This window comes from Terribacillus halophilus, from assembly GCF_900101385.1.
GTDB lineage: Bacteria > Bacillota > Bacilli > Bacillales > Amphibacillaceae > Terribacillus > Terribacillus halophilus.
The window spans coordinates 20,024-39,578 of record NZ_FMZB01000010.1 but is presented as its reverse complement, the minus strand read 5'-3'; the positions used below and the strand labels follow the sequence as shown (position 1 = coordinate 39,578).

Annotated in this window: 17 protein-coding genes and 1 pseudogene; 3 read left to right on the top strand and 15 right to left on the bottom strand. The window is 45.6% G+C overall.

The genetic code is table 11. The annotated features are described in order from the left end of the window. Positions 1-89: 89 nt before the first annotated feature. Positions 90-1,187 carry a M24 family metallopeptidase gene (locus tag BLQ53_RS15325; protein WP_093728184.1) on the top strand — a complete coding sequence of 366 codons (1,098 nt, stop codon included), beginning with the start codon at positions 90-92 and terminating at the stop codon, positions 1,185-1,187. Positions 1,188-1,229: 42 nt separating this feature from the next. Here BLQ53_RS15325 and ald read toward each other — a convergent pair whose 3' ends face one another. The 13 genes from ald to refZ all read right to left on the bottom strand — a co-directional run bounded on the left by ald (position 1,230) and on the right by refZ (position 15,250). Next, positions 1,230-2,348, bottom strand: coding sequence for an alanine dehydrogenase (ald, locus tag BLQ53_RS15320; protein ID WP_093728183.1), 1,119 nt, complete (start codon positions 2,346-2,348; stop codon positions 1,230-1,232). Positions 2,349-2,471: 123 nt separating this feature from the next. Then, entirely contained in the window at positions 2,472-3,671 is a 1,200-nt protein-coding gene (locus BLQ53_RS15315) for an acetate kinase (RefSeq protein WP_093728263.1), read from the bottom strand. Between the two features lie 105 nt (positions 3,672-3,776). Further along, a complete protein-coding gene (locus BLQ53_RS15310; protein WP_093728182.1) occupies positions 3,777-4,775 on the bottom strand; it encodes a class I SAM-dependent methyltransferase in 999 nt (332 codons plus the stop codon). A gap of 112 nt (positions 4,776-4,887) precedes the next feature. Next, positions 4,888-6,252 (bottom strand): 2-hydroxycarboxylate transporter family protein, encoded by a 1,365-nt coding sequence (locus BLQ53_RS15305; RefSeq protein WP_244499364.1) that lies wholly within the window; start codon positions 6,250-6,252, stop codon positions 4,888-4,890. Positions 6,253-6,569: 317 nt separating this feature from the next. Then, positions 6,570-7,277 carry a response regulator gene (locus BLQ53_RS15300; RefSeq protein WP_093728181.1) on the bottom strand — a complete coding sequence of 236 codons (708 nt, stop codon included), beginning with the start codon at positions 7,275-7,277 and terminating at the stop codon, positions 6,570-6,572. After that, positions 7,270-8,868 (bottom strand): DcuS/MalK family sensor histidine kinase, encoded by a 1,599-nt coding sequence (gene dcuS / locus BLQ53_RS15295; protein WP_212733373.1) that lies wholly within the window; start codon positions 8,866-8,868, stop codon positions 7,270-7,272. The genes BLQ53_RS15300 and dcuS overlap by 8 nt, the downstream gene beginning before the upstream one ends. 111 nt (positions 8,869-8,979) lie before the next feature. Next, the gene (gene ytfJ / locus BLQ53_RS15290; RefSeq protein ID WP_093728180.1) at positions 8,980-9,417 is read right to left on the bottom strand and encodes a GerW family sporulation protein; all 438 of its coding nucleotides are present in this window, start codon (positions 9,415-9,417) and stop codon (positions 8,980-8,982) included. Between the two features lie 14 nt (positions 9,418-9,431). Then, entirely contained in the window at positions 9,432-9,968 is a 537-nt protein-coding gene (locus BLQ53_RS15285; RefSeq protein WP_170829729.1) for a DUF2953 domain-containing protein, read from the bottom strand. Positions 9,969-10,067: 99 nt separating this feature from the next. Continuing rightward, complete coding sequence (locus BLQ53_RS15280) at positions 10,068-10,262, bottom strand: alpha/beta-type small acid-soluble spore protein (protein ID WP_093728178.1); 195 nt, start codon at positions 10,260-10,262, stop codon at positions 10,068-10,070. 75 nt (positions 10,263-10,337) lie between these two features. Then, on the bottom strand, positions 10,338-11,540 hold the full coding sequence (gene thiI, locus BLQ53_RS15275) for a tRNA uracil 4-sulfurtransferase ThiI (RefSeq protein WP_093728177.1): 1,203 nt from the start codon (positions 11,538-11,540) through the stop codon (positions 10,338-10,340). Positions 11,541-11,544: 4 nt separating this feature from the next. Then, positions 11,545-12,684, bottom strand: a complete 1,140-nt coding sequence (locus BLQ53_RS15270) for a cysteine desulfurase family protein (RefSeq protein WP_093728176.1) — start codon at positions 12,682-12,684, stop codon at positions 11,545-11,547. Positions 12,685-12,764: 80 nt separating this feature from the next. After that, the gene (gene ezrA / locus BLQ53_RS15265) at positions 12,765-14,456 is read right to left on the bottom strand and encodes a septation ring formation regulator EzrA (protein ID WP_093728175.1); all 1,692 of its coding nucleotides are present in this window, start codon (positions 14,454-14,456) and stop codon (positions 12,765-12,767) included. Between the two features lie 155 nt (positions 14,457-14,611). Then, complete coding sequence (refZ, locus tag BLQ53_RS15260; RefSeq protein ID WP_093728174.1) at positions 14,612-15,250, bottom strand: forespore capture DNA-binding protein RefZ; 639 nt, start codon at positions 15,248-15,250, stop codon at positions 14,612-14,614. Between the two features lie 120 nt (positions 15,251-15,370). Here refZ and BLQ53_RS15255 point away from each other — a divergent pair, with 120 nt between their 5' ends. Then, positions 15,371-15,856, top strand: a complete 486-nt coding sequence (locus BLQ53_RS15255; protein WP_093728173.1) for a GAF domain-containing protein — start codon at positions 15,371-15,373, stop codon at positions 15,854-15,856. 36 nt (positions 15,857-15,892) lie between these two features. On the opposite strand, the gene BLQ53_RS15250 is transcribed toward BLQ53_RS15255, so the two are convergent. After that, positions 15,893-17,719: a diguanylate cyclase domain-containing protein gene (locus BLQ53_RS15250; protein ID WP_170829728.1), complete on the bottom strand. Its 1,827-nt coding sequence runs from the start codon at positions 17,717-17,719 to the stop codon at positions 15,893-15,895. Between the two features lie 389 nt (positions 17,720-18,108). Between BLQ53_RS15250 and rpsD the strand changes: the two genes are divergently transcribed. Next, positions 18,109-18,711 (top strand): 30S ribosomal protein S4, encoded by a 603-nt coding sequence (gene rpsD, locus BLQ53_RS15245; protein ID WP_093728171.1) that lies wholly within the window; start codon positions 18,109-18,111, stop codon positions 18,709-18,711. A gap of 95 nt (positions 18,712-18,806) precedes the next feature. On the opposite strand, the pseudogene BLQ53_RS15240 reads toward rpsD, so the two are convergent. Beyond that, positions 18,807-19,555 (bottom strand): annotated as a pseudogene (locus BLQ53_RS15240) (SDR family NAD(P)-dependent oxidoreductase).

Sequence of the window (19,555 nt, the reverse complement as noted above, 5' to 3'; positions counted from 1 at the left end):
TTCGTTTTTTCGCATTTAGTGTACCACAGTTGCATTCGGAAGAAACGCAATACGTTTTTTGCTATAATGGAGACAAGGAGGTTTTATTCATGCAACACAGAATCGATACATTATTGCAACAGTTAAAGGGCGACCAAACAGACAGCGTGTTCATCACCTCCATGGAAAACGTGTATTATGTGAGCAACTATTATACGGATCCTCATGAGCGACTTGTAGCCGTCTTTGCAGATCAAAAGGATGCACCGCTGCTCATCCTGCCGGCAATGGAGAAAGAAGACGCCATTCAAGCAGGTTGGAAAGAAGAAATGCTTACATATCACGATCATGAGGATGTTTGGCAGCTATTTAAGGCTTATCTGAAAGAACGTGGCAGAACCCCTGCATCCATGGGAATCGAAAAAGATCATATGTCGGTGACCCGATTGGAAATGCTGCAGCAAATATTGCCCGATACGACGTTTTCGAATGGAACGGAACTTTTGCAGAAATTGCGGAACATCAAAGACAAAAAGGAATATAATCTGCTGAAGCAAGCAGCTGTCCTGGCAGACTTTGGTGTGAAGACAGGAATCGAGGCAATTGCTGCCGGAAAAAGCGAACTGCAGATCGTGGCGGAGTTGGAATATGCATTGAAGCAAGAAGGCGTGACGAGCATGTCATTTGCGACCACCGTCCTTTCCGGGGCAAAAACAGCTTCCCCGCACGGAACTCCAGACAGTAAACAGATTGCGCCCGGAGACCTTGTTTTATTCGATTTGGGAGTAGTATTCGAAGGCTATTGCTCTGATATTACCCGGACTGTCGCTTATAAGCAGGCAACTGCCGATCAGCAGCATATCCACGATACGGTGCGCATTGCCTTGGAGAAAGCTACAGCAGCATCACAAGCCGGAACAGCCATCGCCGAGATCGACAAAGCTGCTCGTGGTCACATTGAACAAGCGGGCTACGGGGAATATTTCACCCATCGTGTCGGACATGGCTTGGGAATCGGTGTACATGAATTCCCTTCCCTATCCAGCAACAATGCCCAACCGTTGCAAGAAGGTATGTGCTATACCATTGAACCTGGTATTTATTTACCTGGTGTCGGCGGAGTACGGATCGAGGATGATATCTTCCTAACGAAAAATGGTCCGGATGTGCTAACGGCTTATCCGCGCGAATTACAAATTATCGAGTAGTACAAAAGCGAGCATCTGCAAAAAAGCAGATGCTCTATTTTTTCATCTTCGAAGCAGCTCTTCAGCTGCTTTATATGCCAGATTATGCGCTTCAGCTACAGCTTCATAAGTCACAAAACCCTCTAACGTATTGATCCCTTTTGAAAGTGATGGATTTTCCAGACAAGCTGTCTTATATCCCTTATTCGCAAGCTGCAATGCATAAGGCACTGTCACATTTGTCAGACCGATTGTGGAGGTGCGCGGAACAGCACCCGGCATGTTGGCAACAGCGTAATGCAGCACTTCATGCTTGATATAAGTCGGGTTATCATGGGTCGTGATTTTATCGGTAGTTGCAAATATCCCCCCCTGATCAATCGCGACATCAACAACTACAGAACCCGGCTTCATACTGGCAATCATCTCTTCGGTAACGAGCTTCGGCGCTTTGGCACCCGGTATGAGGACAGCCCCGATGACAAGATCCGATTCTTTGACCGCTTCGGCAATATTCAGCGGATTGGAAACAACCGTATTGATCGAGCTGCCGAATAAATCATCGAGCTCGCGCAGACGCTGCGGACTCAAGTCGACTATCGTGACATCCGCGCCGAGACCAACCGCTATTTTTGCTGCATTCGTTCCGACCACACCCCCGCCAATGATCGTGACCTTTCCCCGCTTAACGCCCGGTATACCGGATATCAAGATTCCGCTTCCGCCGTACGGCTTCTCCAGGAATTGAGCACCGATCTGTGATGCCATACGGCCGGCAACCTCACTCATCGGCGTAAGAAGAGGCAAGGATCGATCTTCAAGCTGAACGGTTTCATAAGCGATCCCCACAACTTTCTTCTCAATCAATGCATTTGTCAAGGAACCCTCCGCCGCGAGGTGCAGATATGTGAACAGGATGAGACCTTCATAGAAATAATCATATTCCTCCGGAAGCGGCTCCTTAACTTTCATGACCATCTCCTTACTCCATGCATCTGCGGCAGTCTGTACAATTATTGCACCTGCTTGTTCGTATTGTTCATCCGTAAATCCGGAGCCAAGACCCGCCCCGGTTTCGATGAATACATCATGCCCCGCTTCATGTAAGAGCGTCACGCCAGACGGTGCCATGGCAACACGGTTTTCATTATTCTTGATTTCCTTCGGTACACCAATCTTCATTCTGCTTTCCTCCATTTCATAAGTAACAGGACTAACTTTCGTCCCCAGTATACCACTGATCGAACTGCGAAAAATGCAAAAAAAGCCAGTCCCATCGAACTCGGGACCAGCTTATTTGCTAAATTATTTCGTTACCGCTTCAGATAAACGAACAGTGTCTCTTGCAATCATGACTTCTTCATTTGTCGGGATAACAATTACCTTCACTGGAGAATGAGGATAAGTCAAGAATTGTTCTTTGCCGCGTACATTGTTCAAGGATGGATCATAATATACACCCATGAATTCCAACCCTTTAAGCACTCGCTCACGTACGGCGATGCTGTTCTCACCAACGCCTGCTGTGAAGATGATCGCATCTACACCGCTCATGCGCGCTGCATAAGAACCAAGGTATTTGTGAATACGCTCAGCGAATACATCTAGTGCAAGTTCTGCACGATCATCACCCGCATCTGCTTTGTCCTGAATATCACGCAAGTCACTGGAGAAACCAGACAGCGCAAGCATTCCGCTTTCTTTGTTCAAGACATGCAATACTTCATCCGCAGTCTTGCCTGTTTTACGCATGATGAATGGAATCAGTGCAGGGTCGATATTACCGGAACGCGTACCCATCGTTACACCAGCAAGTGGTGTGAAGCCCATGGATGTATCGACGGATTTTCCGCCTTCGATTGCAGCGATGCTGGCTCCGTTACCAAGGTGGCAGGAGATCAGACGCAGCTGCTCGACTGGACGATCAAGCAATTCCGCAGCACGTTGGGATACGTATTTATGGCTTGTGCCATGGAAACCGTATTTACGAATACCATACTTTTCATAATACTCATATGGCAAGCTGTATAGATATGATTCCGGAGGCATCGTTTGATGGAAAGCTGTATCGAATACCGCAACAGACGGAATATTTGGAAGAATTTCTTTGAATGCACGGATTCCTGTCAAGTTTGCCGGGTTGTGTAATGGTGCAAGCTCGGATACTTCCGCGATTTCTTCCAACACTTGATCCGTGATAAGGACAGAATCACTGAATTTTTCTCCGCCGTGTACGACACGGTGACCCACGCCATCGATTTCTTCCAAAGAAGAAATGACACCTGTGGAAGTCAGCTTTTCAAGCAACATTTTTACTGCTTCTTCATGGTTTTCAATATCTTTAGTTGTTTCATCTTTTTCACCATTGAATTTGATAGTGAAGATGGAATCCTTCAGTCCGATGCGTTCTACGAGACCCACTGCCTTTACCTCTTCTTCAGGCATGCGGATTAGCTGGAATTTCAATGAAGAACTACCAGCATTGATTGCTAAAATATTACTCAACATGTTCAGCCCCTTGTAAACTTTTACGTACTTCCCTATTTTACCTGTGTCGACAAGCTCATTGCAAGATATGTCGAGGACTTGTTCTGGTTTTCATTAATTTTTTTAGTTTTTTAAATCAGACAACTCGTTTTCGAACCATTCATTGATTTGTTTCAGGACATTTGCCATCGCATTTGGATTTTTGAATGAAGGGAGCTGCACTAGCAACGCCTGCTTCGGTGCCGTAGTTAGCGTCCCCTTTTTCTGAAGGATCAAAACACTTTTCGCCTGCGTTTCATTTTTGAACATACTCTGGGGCAGCTGCAGCATGCCGACGATATGGGCATGCTCCTGCAAGAATGTATGCAGCGAACGGGATTGATCGCTTTCAAACAGGAAGTTCGGCACGACGAATAATAGATAACCGCCTTCCTTCGTATAATGCAGGCTTTGTTCCATGAACAAATGATGTGAATAGGAATGACCTTCATCAGCCTTCAATTCGAATTGCGCAGCTTGGATATCATCCGGATAATAACCAACCGGGAGGTCACTCACGACAAGATCGACCGGTTCCAGAAGGAAAGGGCGCAAGCTGTCTTGATGGAAGAACTCTATTTGTCTTTCCTGCATATTGGCATTCATGACAGCGAGCTGGATCAAAGTCGGATCCACATCACTTCCATAAGCCTCGACTTCCCGCTCCACTTGGTTTAGGACCGCTGTCAGCAAGTTTCCCGTCCCCACCGCTGGATCGAACAGGCGGAAATTTTCATTGTTTCCGACTAACTTGTTCGTCAAATAACCGATCAGCATGGCAACAGTATCGGGTGTCAGCATATGCTGCTGCTGCGTTGCCCCTTTCATGCCTTTCAGGATAGCTAGCTGGATTCCTTTGCGTATCTCTTCTTTTTTGTATGTCTGCTTATCAAATACAGCCGCATGTTTCTCCAGCTGCTGCTTCAATAATGGCTGTTCCGTGATGACGTCTATGTCACGATCCAATATATATTCCATTGCTGCACCAAGTGCATCAAGATATGGTATGTTTTCACGTGTTTCCAATGCTTCGGCCATCTGGTCAAGCGCTTGGTACACCTTCTCGACATTCTTTTGTTCCACGTATCTTTTCCTCCCATTTCTCTCATCTGCCTTATTGTATCAAATGCAGCGGACAGAAGCGAGAACAGGCACTGCTGCATGTAAAAAGCCCAGCCAAAGCTGAGCTTTCTGATCATCCAAAGAAGTGCATCAATGCTGTTGCACCAATAACAGTGGCAGCACCGCCAAGGCGAGTGGAAATCTGCGCGAAAGGCATCAACGCCATACGGCCGGATGCAGATAGAATCGCAACGTCCCCTGTTCCGCCAAGTCCGCTGTGACATGCTGTAACGATACAAGCTTCAACAGGATACATTTTCATCAATTTACCTACAAAGTAGCCAGTCGCTGCCATCGCAATCACGACAGACATACATGTAACGGCAAAGCCGATCGTGAAGACGCTCGCAACATCCTCAAGCGGGATGAATACGACACCAAGACCGACCATCAATGGCCAAGTGAAAGCAGTGGAAACGAATTTGTACAGCTGCTGTGCACCAGTTTGAAGCTTTTCAGGCAGCAAATTACCGGATTTGATAATTGTTGCAGCTATGATCATGATAATGGCACCAGACAATGTAAAGCCAGCGAAGACTTGAATCCAGTGCTCAACAACTCGTCCCAAAACGAACAAACTCATCGCAACAAGGAGACCTGCTCCCATCAAGCTGAAGTCAATTGCCTTGTTCGTATTTTCTTTGGCAGCTGCCAATACTTTATCGTCTTTGTTTGAACGTACCAGTTTGTCATGACCCGCAAGATCCGGGCGTTTTTCCCCAAGTTTCTTCATCAAGCCAGCGATGATGATGGCACAAACGTTACCAATGATGGCGGCCGGTACAAGCTGGGAAACATACTCTCCAGCTCCTCCTCCCAAGACTCCTGCATAACCCGCAGACAACGGCAGGATACCTTCCCCGATACCGCCTGCGATGATTGGAACAACAATATAGAAGAAAGCATGATGGGCACTATAGCCAAACAGCATACCGACTAAAGTACCAACAGTAACTGCAGCAATCGTACCAGTGACCAATGGAATGAACATACGGATGAATCCTTGGATAAGGACTGTCCGGTTCATACCAAGGATACTACCTACAACTAGACACGCGATGTAGAAGTAAAGGAAGTTGGATCCGTCTGAAGTCATCAGCTGATCGACAGCTTCCAAAGTTGACGAACTCAATGTGTTAAAGAACACAAGCATGGAAGGAATGAATAACGACAGGATTGCCGGCCCCCCGATGCTGTTGAAGTAAGGAATGCGCTGACCGATGTCCCCTAGCAGCACACCCAGTACCATGATGACAGCAAAGCCGCCGATCATGTCGGTAGGAAGTTGGTTGGTATATGCAGCAATAAGAACAATGATTGCTAATACGATATACACCGGAAGCGGCATGACACCAACTTTCCATTCCATGATTTTGTTAAAGCCTTTTGGCTCTTGGTTATTGGATAGATTTTCGCTTGTATGCGATTTCATTTCCATGAATAATGCACCCCCTAAGTAGATACGACTATTCTAATTTAACCAAAATTAATTGTGTTATTTTTTAACTAAACTAAACGAATTGTAACTTTTGTAATTAAAAAAACGACGGTGATTTTGTGTTAATATCATTAGCTCCAGAGCAATGTAACATGCCCGATTACGCCCGTTTAAAGCCTTTCGCTGACAGTTGGAAATAAGGATTTTTATCTATCGTCATTTTCATTCATCATGTGTCCATCATTTAAAAAATATTATATTTTTTAGGTAAAGCGCTATTTCTCCCCAACAAAAAAAGAAGCCTAATTGGCTTCTTTTTAAATGTACTGGCTGATGTGGTGGGAAGTATTGGCATTGACGCGGTATTTGAAAACCGGACGCCCGATACTGCCATAATGCATCTCCACTTCGAGCAGCTGCACATCTTCCAGGAACTTCAGATATTTCCGGACGGATACTTGCGACATTTCTGTTTCCTTCGCTATATCCTCTGTTGTGAAGAAATTATAACGGAAGGTGAGGATGCTGTTCCACACAACTTTCAAGGTGCTTCTTGTAAGACCTTTCGGGAGCTGTACCATCTGTTCCTGTTCCGGCAGCTGCAGCAGTTGGCTATCCAATTCCTGCTGGGTCATCTCTTCCTTGTTGCTGAAAATGAGCTGTCGCTTCCGATAACCGCTTAAAGCGTGCTGGAATCGATCGAATTCGAACGGCTTGATCAAATAATCGACCGCTCCGTATTGCAGCGCTTCTCGGATCATCGGTTTTTCACTTGCAGCAGAAATGATGATAGCGTCCACTTGTTGATCACGTTTCCGAATCTCCTTCAGCAATTCGATTCCATTCTTTCCTTTCATATATACATCCAAAAGAAGAAGATCCACTTCATTCTGCTGGATGAATTCAAGAGCTTCCTTATAATTCTGCGCCGCACCGACTGCAGTGAAACCACTCATTTGTTTGACATAGCGTTTGTTTAACTCGCTAACCATCGGATCGTCTTCCACGATCAGTACTTTAATCATTCATTACATCCTCCTGTGTATCATACGGCAACTGGACGCTGAAGGTGGTTCCTTCACCAGGCTCACTTGTCAAGACGAGATAGCCACCCAGCTTCTGCACATAGTCCTCCACTTGGTACAGGCCGAAGCCTCGGTCGTTTCCTTTTGTGGAATAGCCTTGCTTGAAAATTTTTTCTTGCCGTTCTTCACTGATTCCTTTTCCTGTATCAGTCAGCTCCAAATAGAGCAGCCCATCTGTGTATTTCATAGAAAGCTGGACACGCTTTTCAGGCTGCTGATCGACAGCATCCACAGCATTGTTCATAAGATTGCCGAGAATGGTAATCAGCATTTGATTCGTTTTTTCCGATGTATTCGGTATTGTTTCCCGACAGCTTACTTCGAGCTGGACGCCGTTTTCAGCCATATAGCTCTTCTTACCAAGCAGGAAGCCAGCAAGGATAGGGTTTTTCAGCTGATGGATCATTGCAAGTGTGGCTGATCTTTCCTTACCGGCCACATTTTTCACATAGCGCTCCAACTGATCATAATCCTCCAATTCCAGCAAACCTAGGATTACATGAAGTTTGTTCATGAAATCATGTGTCTGCGCCCGGAGAGCATCTGCATACAGCATCGTATCGGTAAGCTTCTCGTTGAGATGATTGTATTCCGTCCGGTCAAGGAATGTAGCGATTGCGCCTTCGGTCTTTCCTTTGATTTGGATTGGAATTTCATTCATGACCAGTGTCAACCCATTATGCTCCACTTGGCGGCCAATCAGCGGTTTATTCCAAGCAATCACTTGATGAAGCTTGGTAACTGGGAGCACATCATCCACATGGCGGTTCTTCAGCTCGCCTTTGATCCCCATCTCTTCCAGCAGTCTCTTCCCTTCTTTGTTGACCATCTGGATCTTTCCTTTGGTATCAACAGCCAACATCCCATCTTTGATTGATTCAAGCATGGCGATCCGCTCACTCAATAGCGCAGCAATTTCATCTGGCTCCATCCCATGCATGATTTGTTTGATCTTCCTTGCAAGCAGAACAGCACCGATCAGTCCGATAAGCAAACTAAGTACAGTGGCTAAATACAATGGAATGCGGTTGCTGCGAATGATCTCATTCAGCTCATTCATCGTGATGCCGACAGCAACAACCCCAACTTGCTCTCCTTGAGCATTATAAACAGGAGCAAATGCCCGCAAACTTAATCCCAACGTCCCTTTTGCCTTCGATACGAATTCTTTTCCCTGTATCGCCGGAGTTTCATCCCCTCCAGCAAATTCTTTTCCGATTTCATCCGGATCGGGGTGGCTCAGTCGGATGCTATCCATATTCATCACCACTACAAAGTCTGCATCCGTGATCCCCATTGCCTGGTTGGTAAATTGCTGAAGTGTGTCTGAATCCTGCTCGTCTGTTGCCGCTACAACGACCGGATCGACTGCTATCAGCTTAGCAGTTTGCAGCACTCGATCCCGTTCCTGGGATTTGATATTATTACTCGTCTCGATTCCGATCATGACGAATGTCGTCGTGACCGCCAGAATAACGACAATGAATACCAATGCTGTCATCTGCGTCCGCAGCTTTATCTTCTGTTTCAAATATAACCTTCTCTCTTTTCGCTTTCGACGGTTCAAGCTCATTATCTCTAAATTATAGCGGATTAAAGTCCGATTATAAACTAAAAAAACCACCAATAGGCGGCCTTTTAGTCAATAGATCGTTTCATCATCGAATCGCTGCGATTTTTGCTGCTTTTTTTGTTTCGGATTCTGTTTGAGCATTTCTTGAATTTTTTCCACTGCTGCCGGCGCTGCTTCTATCAGCTTTTCATACAGATGGGTTTGTTCATCCAGATGGATCATCTTGACGCCTTTATGACCGACAATGAGAAAGGCAATCGGGGTGATGGACACGCCGCCTCCGCTTCCCCCTCCAAAAGGCAGCTCTGTCTGTTCACCTTTACCTTGTGCAGCCGCATCAAACTCGCTCCCTCCAGCAGCAAAACCAAATCCGACGCGCGACACAGTCAAAATGATACTCCCATCCGGTGTTTCTACCGGGTCGCCGACTATCGTATTGACATCAATCATTTCCTTAAGGTTTTCCATCGCAGTCTTCATCAAACCTTGAATCGGGTGATCTGCCATACTGTTCGCTCCTCCTATCTTTCTCTGGCATTGGATATAATAGCCTGCATAGCTTTCCCTGTACGAATGGACACTATGCACTGAAAGCTGGTATTGAAAAGGAAAGTATTGAATATCGGCTGTACTTGGATATCAAAAGGCTCCGCTGTCCGGAAATTCGATCGGATGACCTGATTGGCAATCCCCTTGATTGTCCAAACAAAGCCGACGAGCGCACCGGCAGAAGCTGCATCAGACATGCCGATCATTGTATGCCAACGTAATTGCTGAAGCTCGGCATTCCTGGTGATTCTAAGCAGGTATGGAAAGGAATGACTGATTTTTTGTAAATCAGCAAATATATCGACAAGCTGCTGCTTCAAATCCTTGGAAGAAGAAGGCTCTATGGAAGAATTCTGCTTCATTTGCCATTTACGTATAAGGATGCCGAAAACCCGAATTTGGATGTTCCATTCAGGAGTAGCATAATGAATTTGAAACGTTACTTTAGCAGTCAATACCACTAAAAATAATAGCAGCACAACTATCGCGATGCTGATGGCTATCCACATTTCTTCTACGCCTCCTTCTACGATAGGATAAGCTTTTTCTTTCGTTTTTACACAGAAAAGGAGCAGCCTATGCTGCCCCTTCATGCCATACTTATGAAATTATCTGCTTAATTGCTCTTGTGCTGTACGAACAAGACGTTTTGTGATTTCTCCTCCAACAGAACCGTTGGCACGAGAAGTTTCGTTTCCGCCAAGCTGTACACCGAATTCTTGTGCGATTTCGAATTTCATTTGATCTAGAGCTTGTTGCGCTTGAGGTACAACTAGCTGGTTGCTTGAGTTGTTGTTAGCCATTGTATGTCACCTCCTTGTACATGTAGCATGTGCCGACAAGGAGGTTACCATACAAAAAAATCTCATGGGAAGTTCTTACAATAAATCAGCGAATGGAGCCGCGTTTTCAGCAGCGGGAGATGCTGTGATGATCTCTGTTCCTTCGATTGCCCGTTCGAACTCGGCAGAGAAATCGATTGTCCCTTCATACAAGTGGACTTTTTCACGCCGCGGCCTTGTTTTAGGCGCTTCCGGAACGAATACCGTGCAGCAGTCATCGTATGGACGCGTCGAAATATCATACGTATCGATTTGTTTTGAAATTTCGATGATATCCGACTTGTCCATTGTGATCAGCGGACGCAGCACCGGATAGTTTGTCACTTCATTGATTGTGTGCATGCTTTCCATTGTTTGACTTGCCACCTGACCAAGGCTTTCGCCTGTAGTCAGCGATAAGATGCCTTGTCTTTTGGCAATTCGTTCACTTATCCGCATCATCATCCGACGCATGACCGTCATGCTGTAGCCGAAAGGAATTTCCTGATGCACCTTCACTTGCAATTCCGTGAATGGCACCACATGGATCTTCACTTTGGCACCGAACTTGGACAAAGTATGTGCCAAGTCAATCACTTTCTGTTTTGCGCGCTCATTTGTGTAAGGCGGGGAATGGAAATGGATCGCTTCTATCTCCACCCCGCGCTTCATTGCCAAATAGCCAGCGACAGGGCTGTCAATCCCGCCCGAAAGCATCAAAAGTGTCTTTCCTGAGCTGCCGGCCGGCAAGCCGCCCGGACCCTTTATTTTCTGGCCGGTTACATATGTTGCACGTTCTCTAATTTCCACCATGATGTCGACACCCGGATTCCGGACATCGACAGGATAACCTTCACTGTTTTGCAGCACATACGCACCGATACGCTGGTTCATCTCCTGCGAGTCGATCGGAAACTGTTTATTTGTCCGGCGGCAAGATATTTTAAAACTGGTGCCTATCGGATTATCAAGCAATAGCTGCAAAGCTGCTTGTTTGATTGCCAGCTCCTCATTTTCAGTACGGATTGCCAGGCTGAAGCTGTGAATGCCGAATATATGACGGCATGCTTCCACTATTGGTTCATGATCTTCCCCGTGAAGATGGATGTACATCCGGTCGCGCGTACGTTCCACTTTGGCTTTTCGGTAAGGTCTAATTTGATCTTTGACGTTAAATTCAAGCTGTTTGGTGAAATGCTTCCGATTCTTGCCCTTAAGCGCCATTTCTCCGTAACGAATCAATATATGATCATACTGCATAAGTTTATCTCATCACTTTCTTTAAATGGGTTAATGTTTCTTTTAGAATCTGCAGGAAATAGTCCACTTCTGCCTGTGTGTTTTCGTAAGAAAAGCTCACCCGGATAGCAGATTCTGCTTGAGCATCCGGCACTCCGCAAGCGAGCAGGACGGCGCTTGCATCACTATTCTTTGAAGAACAAGCGGATTTGGTCGATACGTAGATATCTTTTTCGCCAAGTGCATGGACGAGCACTTCAGGTTTTAGCCCCGGGACCGAGAAATTCACGATATGCGGAGCTCCTGCAGGCGGGGAATGCACAATGACGCCATCCATTTTCTCCAATCCACCCAAAAGCTTTTCCTTTAGTTCGAAAAGCTTGGCAGGATGATTTCGCAGTTCTTCCATTGCCAATCGCAGGGCTTTTACCATAGCTGTAATACCGGGTACATTTTCGGTTCCGGAACGCAGTGCCTGTTCCTGACCTCCTCCAGATAACTGGGCTGCGATATGTGTATTCTCATCCTTATACAGGATGCCGCTCCCTTTCACGCCATGGAATTTATGAGCCGATAGCGTATAAAGGTGAATATGACTCTCCTTGATATCGAGCGCCACTTTTCCAGCTCCTTGTACACCATCTACATGATAAGTGATTTTAGGATGTGCTGTCAGCATCTGACCGATTGTCTTGATCGGCTGGATGGTACCAAGCTCATTATTTACATGCATCACACTGACAAGGATAGTTTCATCTGTTATGGCTGCTTTTATTTTTTCAGGTGCCACATAGCCGTACATATCCACATCCACATATGTCACCTTAAACCCTTGGCTTTCCAATTCTGCACATGTTTCCAGGACAGAAGGATGCTCTACTGCTGTCGTGATGATATGATTCCCTAACCGCTTTTTCCGATAGGCCGTTCCTTTGATTGCAAGGTTATTCCCTTCTGTGCCCCCGGAAGTGAAGAGAATCTCATCCTCCCCGACATGAAGCAGCTGGGCAGCCTGTTTACGGCATGCGGTGAGCAGCTGTTCGGCACTTCCACCCAAGCGATGCAGGGAGGAAGGGTTGGCGAAATACGTTTGTGCTGCTTCTGTGTAACTGGCAAGTACATCAGGGTGCGGTTTCGTTGTTGCACTATTGTCAAAGTAGATCATTTGTCCGTCTCCCTCTGTTCAAACTGTCTTTTACTAAAATAAAGCAATCCCTCGCAAGTGGCAAGGGATTGCTTTATGTATCAGCTAGGAATCTTAATATGTTTTTCCAAGCGTTCCAGCGCCTTTGGTTCTATATCCTGCAAAGCGCGTGCGGCCCGCTCCAAAGCTTGTTCATATTGATATTCACGGAATAACTTCTCCGCTTCTGCCATTTCCGCTGCAAGAATCGGATATTGACGGCGATATCGATTGGAGTACTGAATCACAACTTCCGCCAGATAAGCCTGCTCGAGCAAATGTTCGATTTGCTCGATAGCGCCATTGCTGATTTCCTCTGCCTGCTGCAGATGCGTCCGAACCTCAGCCATATCGAGCGGATGTGCTTCAAGCACCTCCATTGTAAGGGAAGTTTTCTCCTGACTATCTTCCACCATCTTCCACAGTTCCTGTGGTACACCTGGAATATTGCTCTTTTGCAGCTTTCGATTTACATCGTAGAGCTTCTGCCGCATATCAGCAATTTTCTCTTTCGCTTCCAGTTCATCTTTTCGCAATGTCTTGATCTTTTCGCGGATTACTTCATGCTCTTCCTCAATGGCGCTCAATTCACGGAATCCAGCTTCCAGTTCTTCCTTGAGTTTCGCATGGGACACACGATCATCATCGACCTCCTGCTGCAGCGCTTCGAGCTGTTTGACAAGCCTGGAAATCTTCGACTCAAGCTTCAAATGGAATTCCACATCGTTATCCGTGAAGAAATATGATTCCCGAAGCAAATCGATCTCCTCTTTTGTCTTGATATATGCCTCTGTCTTCTTTTCGACAGCTTGGACATATTGCTCGAATTTGGAATCGACATAATTCTTGGCAATGGCTTCATTTTCTAGCAGCTGATACATTTCCTTCATACGGTTCTCCAAGGTAGGAATGTATAATGTTATCTCTTCTGCATCCCCAGCTTCCAGCTGTTTGATAAGCTGATGCAATCTTTCCTTCTCTGCTTTCAGCTCATCTTCGAAGCCAAGGTGATGGATACGGTAACCGTCCTGCTTCATCTCGCGGATGCCGCCCAATAAATCCGTCACCTGTGCTGGCAGATCTTGCTTAACCTGCTTATATGCTTGAGGGAAAGCCTCAATCTCTGCTTCCAGCGATTCCGTCTTCGCCTTCACATCCGTGATGAGCTGGTTAGCTTCGAAATAGTTGCCGGATTCGATGAGTGAATGATAGGCAGCAAGCTGTGTGCTCTGCTCGGCGATTGCCGTTTCAAAGCGGACATCTGCTTTTCCGTATTGATGACGATGCTGTGATATGGTGCGCTTGAGTGCCTGCAAAGCAGGCTGCAAAGCTTCAGCTTGTTCGCGAGCTTCTTCTTCGGAAGCAAGCAGTTCGTCCAGTTCGCGGAACATACCTTCAATCTTATCCTCTATCCTGGAAAGCGTGACTTCCACTTGCTGCAGATGCTGCTTCGCTTTCTTGAAACGATAGCGGTCGGCACCCTCCTCCGCATCAAAAAGAGCCTCTTCTGTATCCGGAAGCTCTTTCGTCACGATATGATCCCAGCGTTCCTTCCATGATTCGAATTTTTCCTGTGTTTCTCCAGACAGGTTCAACGCTTTCACTTTCGCTAATTCTTCCGATACATTGCGGTTCGCTATATCCATTTTCCAGCTTTCAAGCCGGTCAACTTCATCATAAACTCGCTTTCTCATAATCAGGCCCAAGATGATCAAGGCGATGATTAGAATAATTCCTCCGACGATGTACAGCAATGTCCAGCCTCCTAACCAATACTCGGGAAAAAGGAGTAATACCCTAATAATCGTTATCTATTTTTAATACTAATATGATACCATGTAAACCGCAAATATGGCTAAATTTTTTCAAATTTCTCAGGTATTTTCCATGTTTTTCCCTCTGTTATGTGTCAATTGGCTGATACCGCCCTTAATGCGGCCGGGGAAACTGTGGCAAGCGTATCGATCCAATGGTGGATGCTTGACGTATACATGCTGCAGAAATAGTGCCGCGACTCTTCTGTCAGCAGCATTCCTTTCATTTCCTTGCTCATCGTGAATGGGGCAGACAACATGCCTGACAATTGCATATATAGATAGACGCCTTCGCGTTCCCGTATCCCGATTGTATCCAAGTAATCCCTGAAGGCCTGCTTCAGCGTATGGCTCTCTTTAGCCAAATACGTCACTGCCATTTCCCGGACGAATACGGAATCGAGCATAAGCTCCCGTTGTATGAAAGCCGTGAATTGATTCTGCGAGAGTTTATAATGTATAATTGCTTCAATTAATTGCTTCAGATAGATACCGGAAGACTCTTGCCCGCGATTTTGGGCCGTTTTTTCCAGTACAGCAAGATATTCTTCGTAATACAGCACAACGGATGCTTCCAGAAGTCCTTGCTTGCTTTTATAATAATAGTTGATCAAGGAGACATTGACCGAAGCTTTTCCCGCAATATCGCGGACTGATGTCCCATGGTAGCCTTTTGTGTAGAACAATTGACAAGCGGCGTCCATCACTTTCTGTTTCGTGTCATTTTTTTTCAATCTTCTCAGCTCCTTTACTTGTTGTATACGACGGCGACTGCTGCTATCCTGCATCTTTCGCTCGCCAAATATCGCGCCTTCTGTCGAATTACAGAAAATCATTATATGGGGGAAATGAAAATGTTCGAAACAACGGCTTATAGCGGTTCCCGTGAAAAAGATTATGAATTGCTCGTGAAACAGCTTGATGCATTGCTTACAGGAGAAGAGGATGAAATCGCTCATTTGGCTAATGCTTCCGCTCTCTTGAACCAATTCCTGGATGATGTGAACTGGGTTGGTTTTTATCTTCATAAAGGAGAGGAACTGATTCTCGGACCATTCCAAGGCCTCCCTGCCTGCGTGCGCATCAAAATCGGAAAAGGCGTATGCGGTACAGCTGTCGCAGAAAATAAAACACAGCTTGTGGCCGATGTCCATCAGTTCCCTGGTCACATTGCATGTGACGCAGCAAGCCAATCCGAGATCGTTGTTCCGATCGTCGTAAATGGCAAATCCTACGGAGTGCTTGATATCGATAGCCCTTCCAAAAATCGATTCGACGAAACTGATCAGAAATATCTGGAACAATTCGTTGGAATCCTCGTCAAACATTTGACTAAATAAGAAGACAGCTTCCGATCGGAAGCTGTCTTTTCTTTTCTATATACAGAATCTATTTTTTCCAAGTCGTTTGGCATCGTATAACTTGCGGTCCGCCCTGGAGAATAGATGTTGAACGGATGGACGATCCGCTTCTGTCCATGTGGATACCCCGCAAGAAACCGTCACTGCAGGACGTGTCGATCCGCCGATGCTTTTTACGATTTGCTCTGCCTTTTCGATGGTCTCCTCAAAAGAAGCATGCGGCAAATAAATTGCCAGTTCTTCTCCGCCCCATCTTGCTGCTATATCAGCGGGACCGATCATATCTTTGACAAGATTGGATACTTGGATCAGTAAATAATCACCAGTATTATGGCCATATGTATCATTCACTTTTTTGAAATCATCAATATCAATCAGAATGAAGCCTCCTTTGGTATCTCCGAGGATATGTTCACGCATCCGTTCATCCAAATAACTTCTGGAATAAAGATTGGTTAGATAATCCGTTATCACTAATTTTTCCAGTCTCTCTTGCAGCATGGAATTGACAATTGATAAGGACGAATGCTGCACAAGCGATTCGATAAGCCGAAAAGATTCGAAGGTGAAGAAGCTGGGATTTCGATGCAGGACAACCACGACACCGCGCAGCTGCTCCGACCTGACCATAGGAAATACTAACAAGGATCGATAAGACAGCCGTATCTCCGGATATCGTTCCTGAAAATTGCTGATAAACATCGCTTCCCCGTATTTATCCCGGTAATGACGCCCGACGAATTCCAGGAAAGGCTTGGATTTTTCATCAAAGAAGAATTCCGTGCTGCCTGCCAGAGTGGTACCGACATCTTGATTCCCTTTATATAAGATGAAACCTATTTCTTCCCCGCCGAAAGTATCCCTGATCTGCTGATGCATCAACGTGATGGTATCCGACAGACGCAAGTTGGCATTCATTTTCTTTGATGTTTCATTAAGGAGCTGCAGATCGCTGATCAGCTTCTTGGAATGCTGATACAGCCGTGCGTTTTCAAGTGCGTTACCCGCCGAATCAGCCAACTTCGTGATGAAGCTTTGATCTGCTTTTGTATATTGCAACCCAAAAGGAAGTGATACATGCAATACACCATAGATTCCTTGTTTACCATTCAGCGGTACATAACGATTGATTACTTTTCCCTCTGCACCAACTTCCACTTGCACTTCACCTGTCATATAAGCTTTCGTACTGGCCTCATGGACAGAGTAATCATATACGAGATTCTTAATCGGCAAATCCGTGTCTCCATGGTAATCTTGGGCGAGCAAAAGCGCATACGTGAATTGGGGATAAGTTTGCTGCAGTGTCTTGATCAGAACAGTCAGTACATCATGCATATCGATGGAAGCATGCAGATTCGTTGTTGCTTCATATAATTGGATGGCATGCTGCTCGTTTTCTTTCGTCTGCTGCAATCGAATGAGGTGAGTAATGAAATTACCGATTTCAAAAGCCAGCTCTCTGCAATCAGGGATCATTCTCCCGCCGCCCCCAATATAAAGGAACCCGATGACATGCTCATCCGCCTTCTGCAATGGCAATATCCTGTCCAGTGCCCGCGGAACATCCCTTAACAAGGCTGGCATACAACGATGCTTGGGATCATAGCTGACAGACAAATGAAAACCACTCTGCCTGGGACCGGCATAACTAATGCGCTCCAAACGCTGCTGCCACTCATCATAGACGAACAGCGCAACACTGTCTGCCTTCAGGAGATTCTTCATCTTATCCGTCATAAGTGCAAGTATCTCCCTGTAACTATAGTTTTCTCCCGATACAAGGAGCTGGTAGAAATATAGCTTTGCTTGTTTAAGATTGCTGTGAATTAGCCGCTCCATGTGCATCTCACCTTACATTTTGGTATTTTTATTCTATTATATAAGATAATAGACTCAATTCTCAATGATTATCCTAGTTCTATTTACTTACTTCGAGATACTCATGATCTCCTTTTCCGATTTAGCTTGACTTCCAGCAATCAAAAAGCTTATAATACTCTTTGTGTAAAATAAATGGCGGCCTATGTGAACTCCCATTTGTCTGATTTTGTTCCTTTCTTGGCAAGGCGATATAAAGAAACGCATACCCGTTTCTCCTTGTTTCAGAAGGTGTATCGTGTAACTCTCTGCTGTCGGAGCGATGGTACATGAAAACATAATCGGCAAATGACTCGAGAGCACTCTGTTTTTATTTTATGCAAATAAAATAATAAAGGTGGAATTTATCCATGGCACGTTATACAGGTCCATTATGGAAAAAATCCCGTCGTCTTGGTATCTCCCTAAGCGGAACAGGTAAAGAGCTTGACAAACGCCCTTACCCACCAGGACAACACGGTCCAAACCAACGCAGAAAGCAATCCGAATACGGTTTGCAGCAAGCTGAGAAACAAAAACTTCGTTACATGTACAACATGAACGAGCGCCAATTCCGTCGTGCATTCGAGGAAGCTGGTAAAATGAAAGGTATCCATGGTGAGAACTTCATGATCCTTCTTGAATCTCGTCTTGATAACCTTGTATACCGTCTAGGCTTGGCTCGCACTCGCAGACAAGCTCGTCAGATCGTTGGCCACGGCCACATCACTGTAGACGGTAAACGCGTAGATATCCCATCTTACCGCGTAAAACCTGGTCAAGTTATCGGTGTTCGTGAAAAATCCCTTAAACTTGACATCATCACTACATCTGTTGAAGCGAATAACTTCGTTCCAGATTACGTGACTTTCGATGCAAACAGCTTGCAAGGAACTTACTCTCGTTACCCAGAGCGTTCTGAGCTTCCAGCTGAAATCAACGAAGCACTTATCGTTGAGTTCTACTCCCGTTAATTGCTTGAAAAACGCCGGATTGCCGCAAGGCATATCCGGCGTTTTTGTTATACAAAGAAGCCGCCTCGCTTTAAGGAAGGCGGCTTCTTTCATGTTTATTTCGTATTCGTGAATCCGCCATCGATGCGGATTACTTCCCCATTGATGTATTGCGCTTTTGAAGTTAGCAAAAAGGTAACAAGCTCCGCTACTTCTTCCGGCGTTCCAAGACGTTTCTGCGGAATACCGCCAGTTGCATTTTCTTTCATTTTTGGATTGGCAGCATAAAACTCAGCTACCATCTTTGTTTCAGTAGGTCCTGGCGCAATTGCATTTACACGAAGACCATCTTTTGCATATTCAGCAACCAGGCTTTTCGTCATTCCGACAATCGCATGTTTTGTCGCTGCATAAGTGACAACAGAGTCCTGACCGATCACACCTGCGCTGGAGGAAGTATTAACGATGGAGCCTCCTCCGTTTTTCACCATTACTTCTGCAACATAGCGGACACCATAAAGCGCACCCAACAAATTGATGCCAACGATGCGTTCGATTTCCGCAACATCGGATTCCAAGAAATATTTTCCGCTGCCTGAGATACCAGCATTATTGAAGAAATAATCAATAGCGCCGAATTGCTCCAGTGTTTTATTCACATAATTTTTGACGTCAGCCTCTTTGGACACATCAGCTTGAATGAAAATTGCTTCTGCTCCAGCTTTTTTTACCAATTCGACCGTCTCGCCAGCTCCTTTTTCACTAACGTCAACTACTGCGATATTTACGCCTTCTTCAGCAAGTCGGATGGCTGTCGCTGTCCCAAACCGCTGCCTGCCCCTGTGATGATTGCTACTTTACTCAT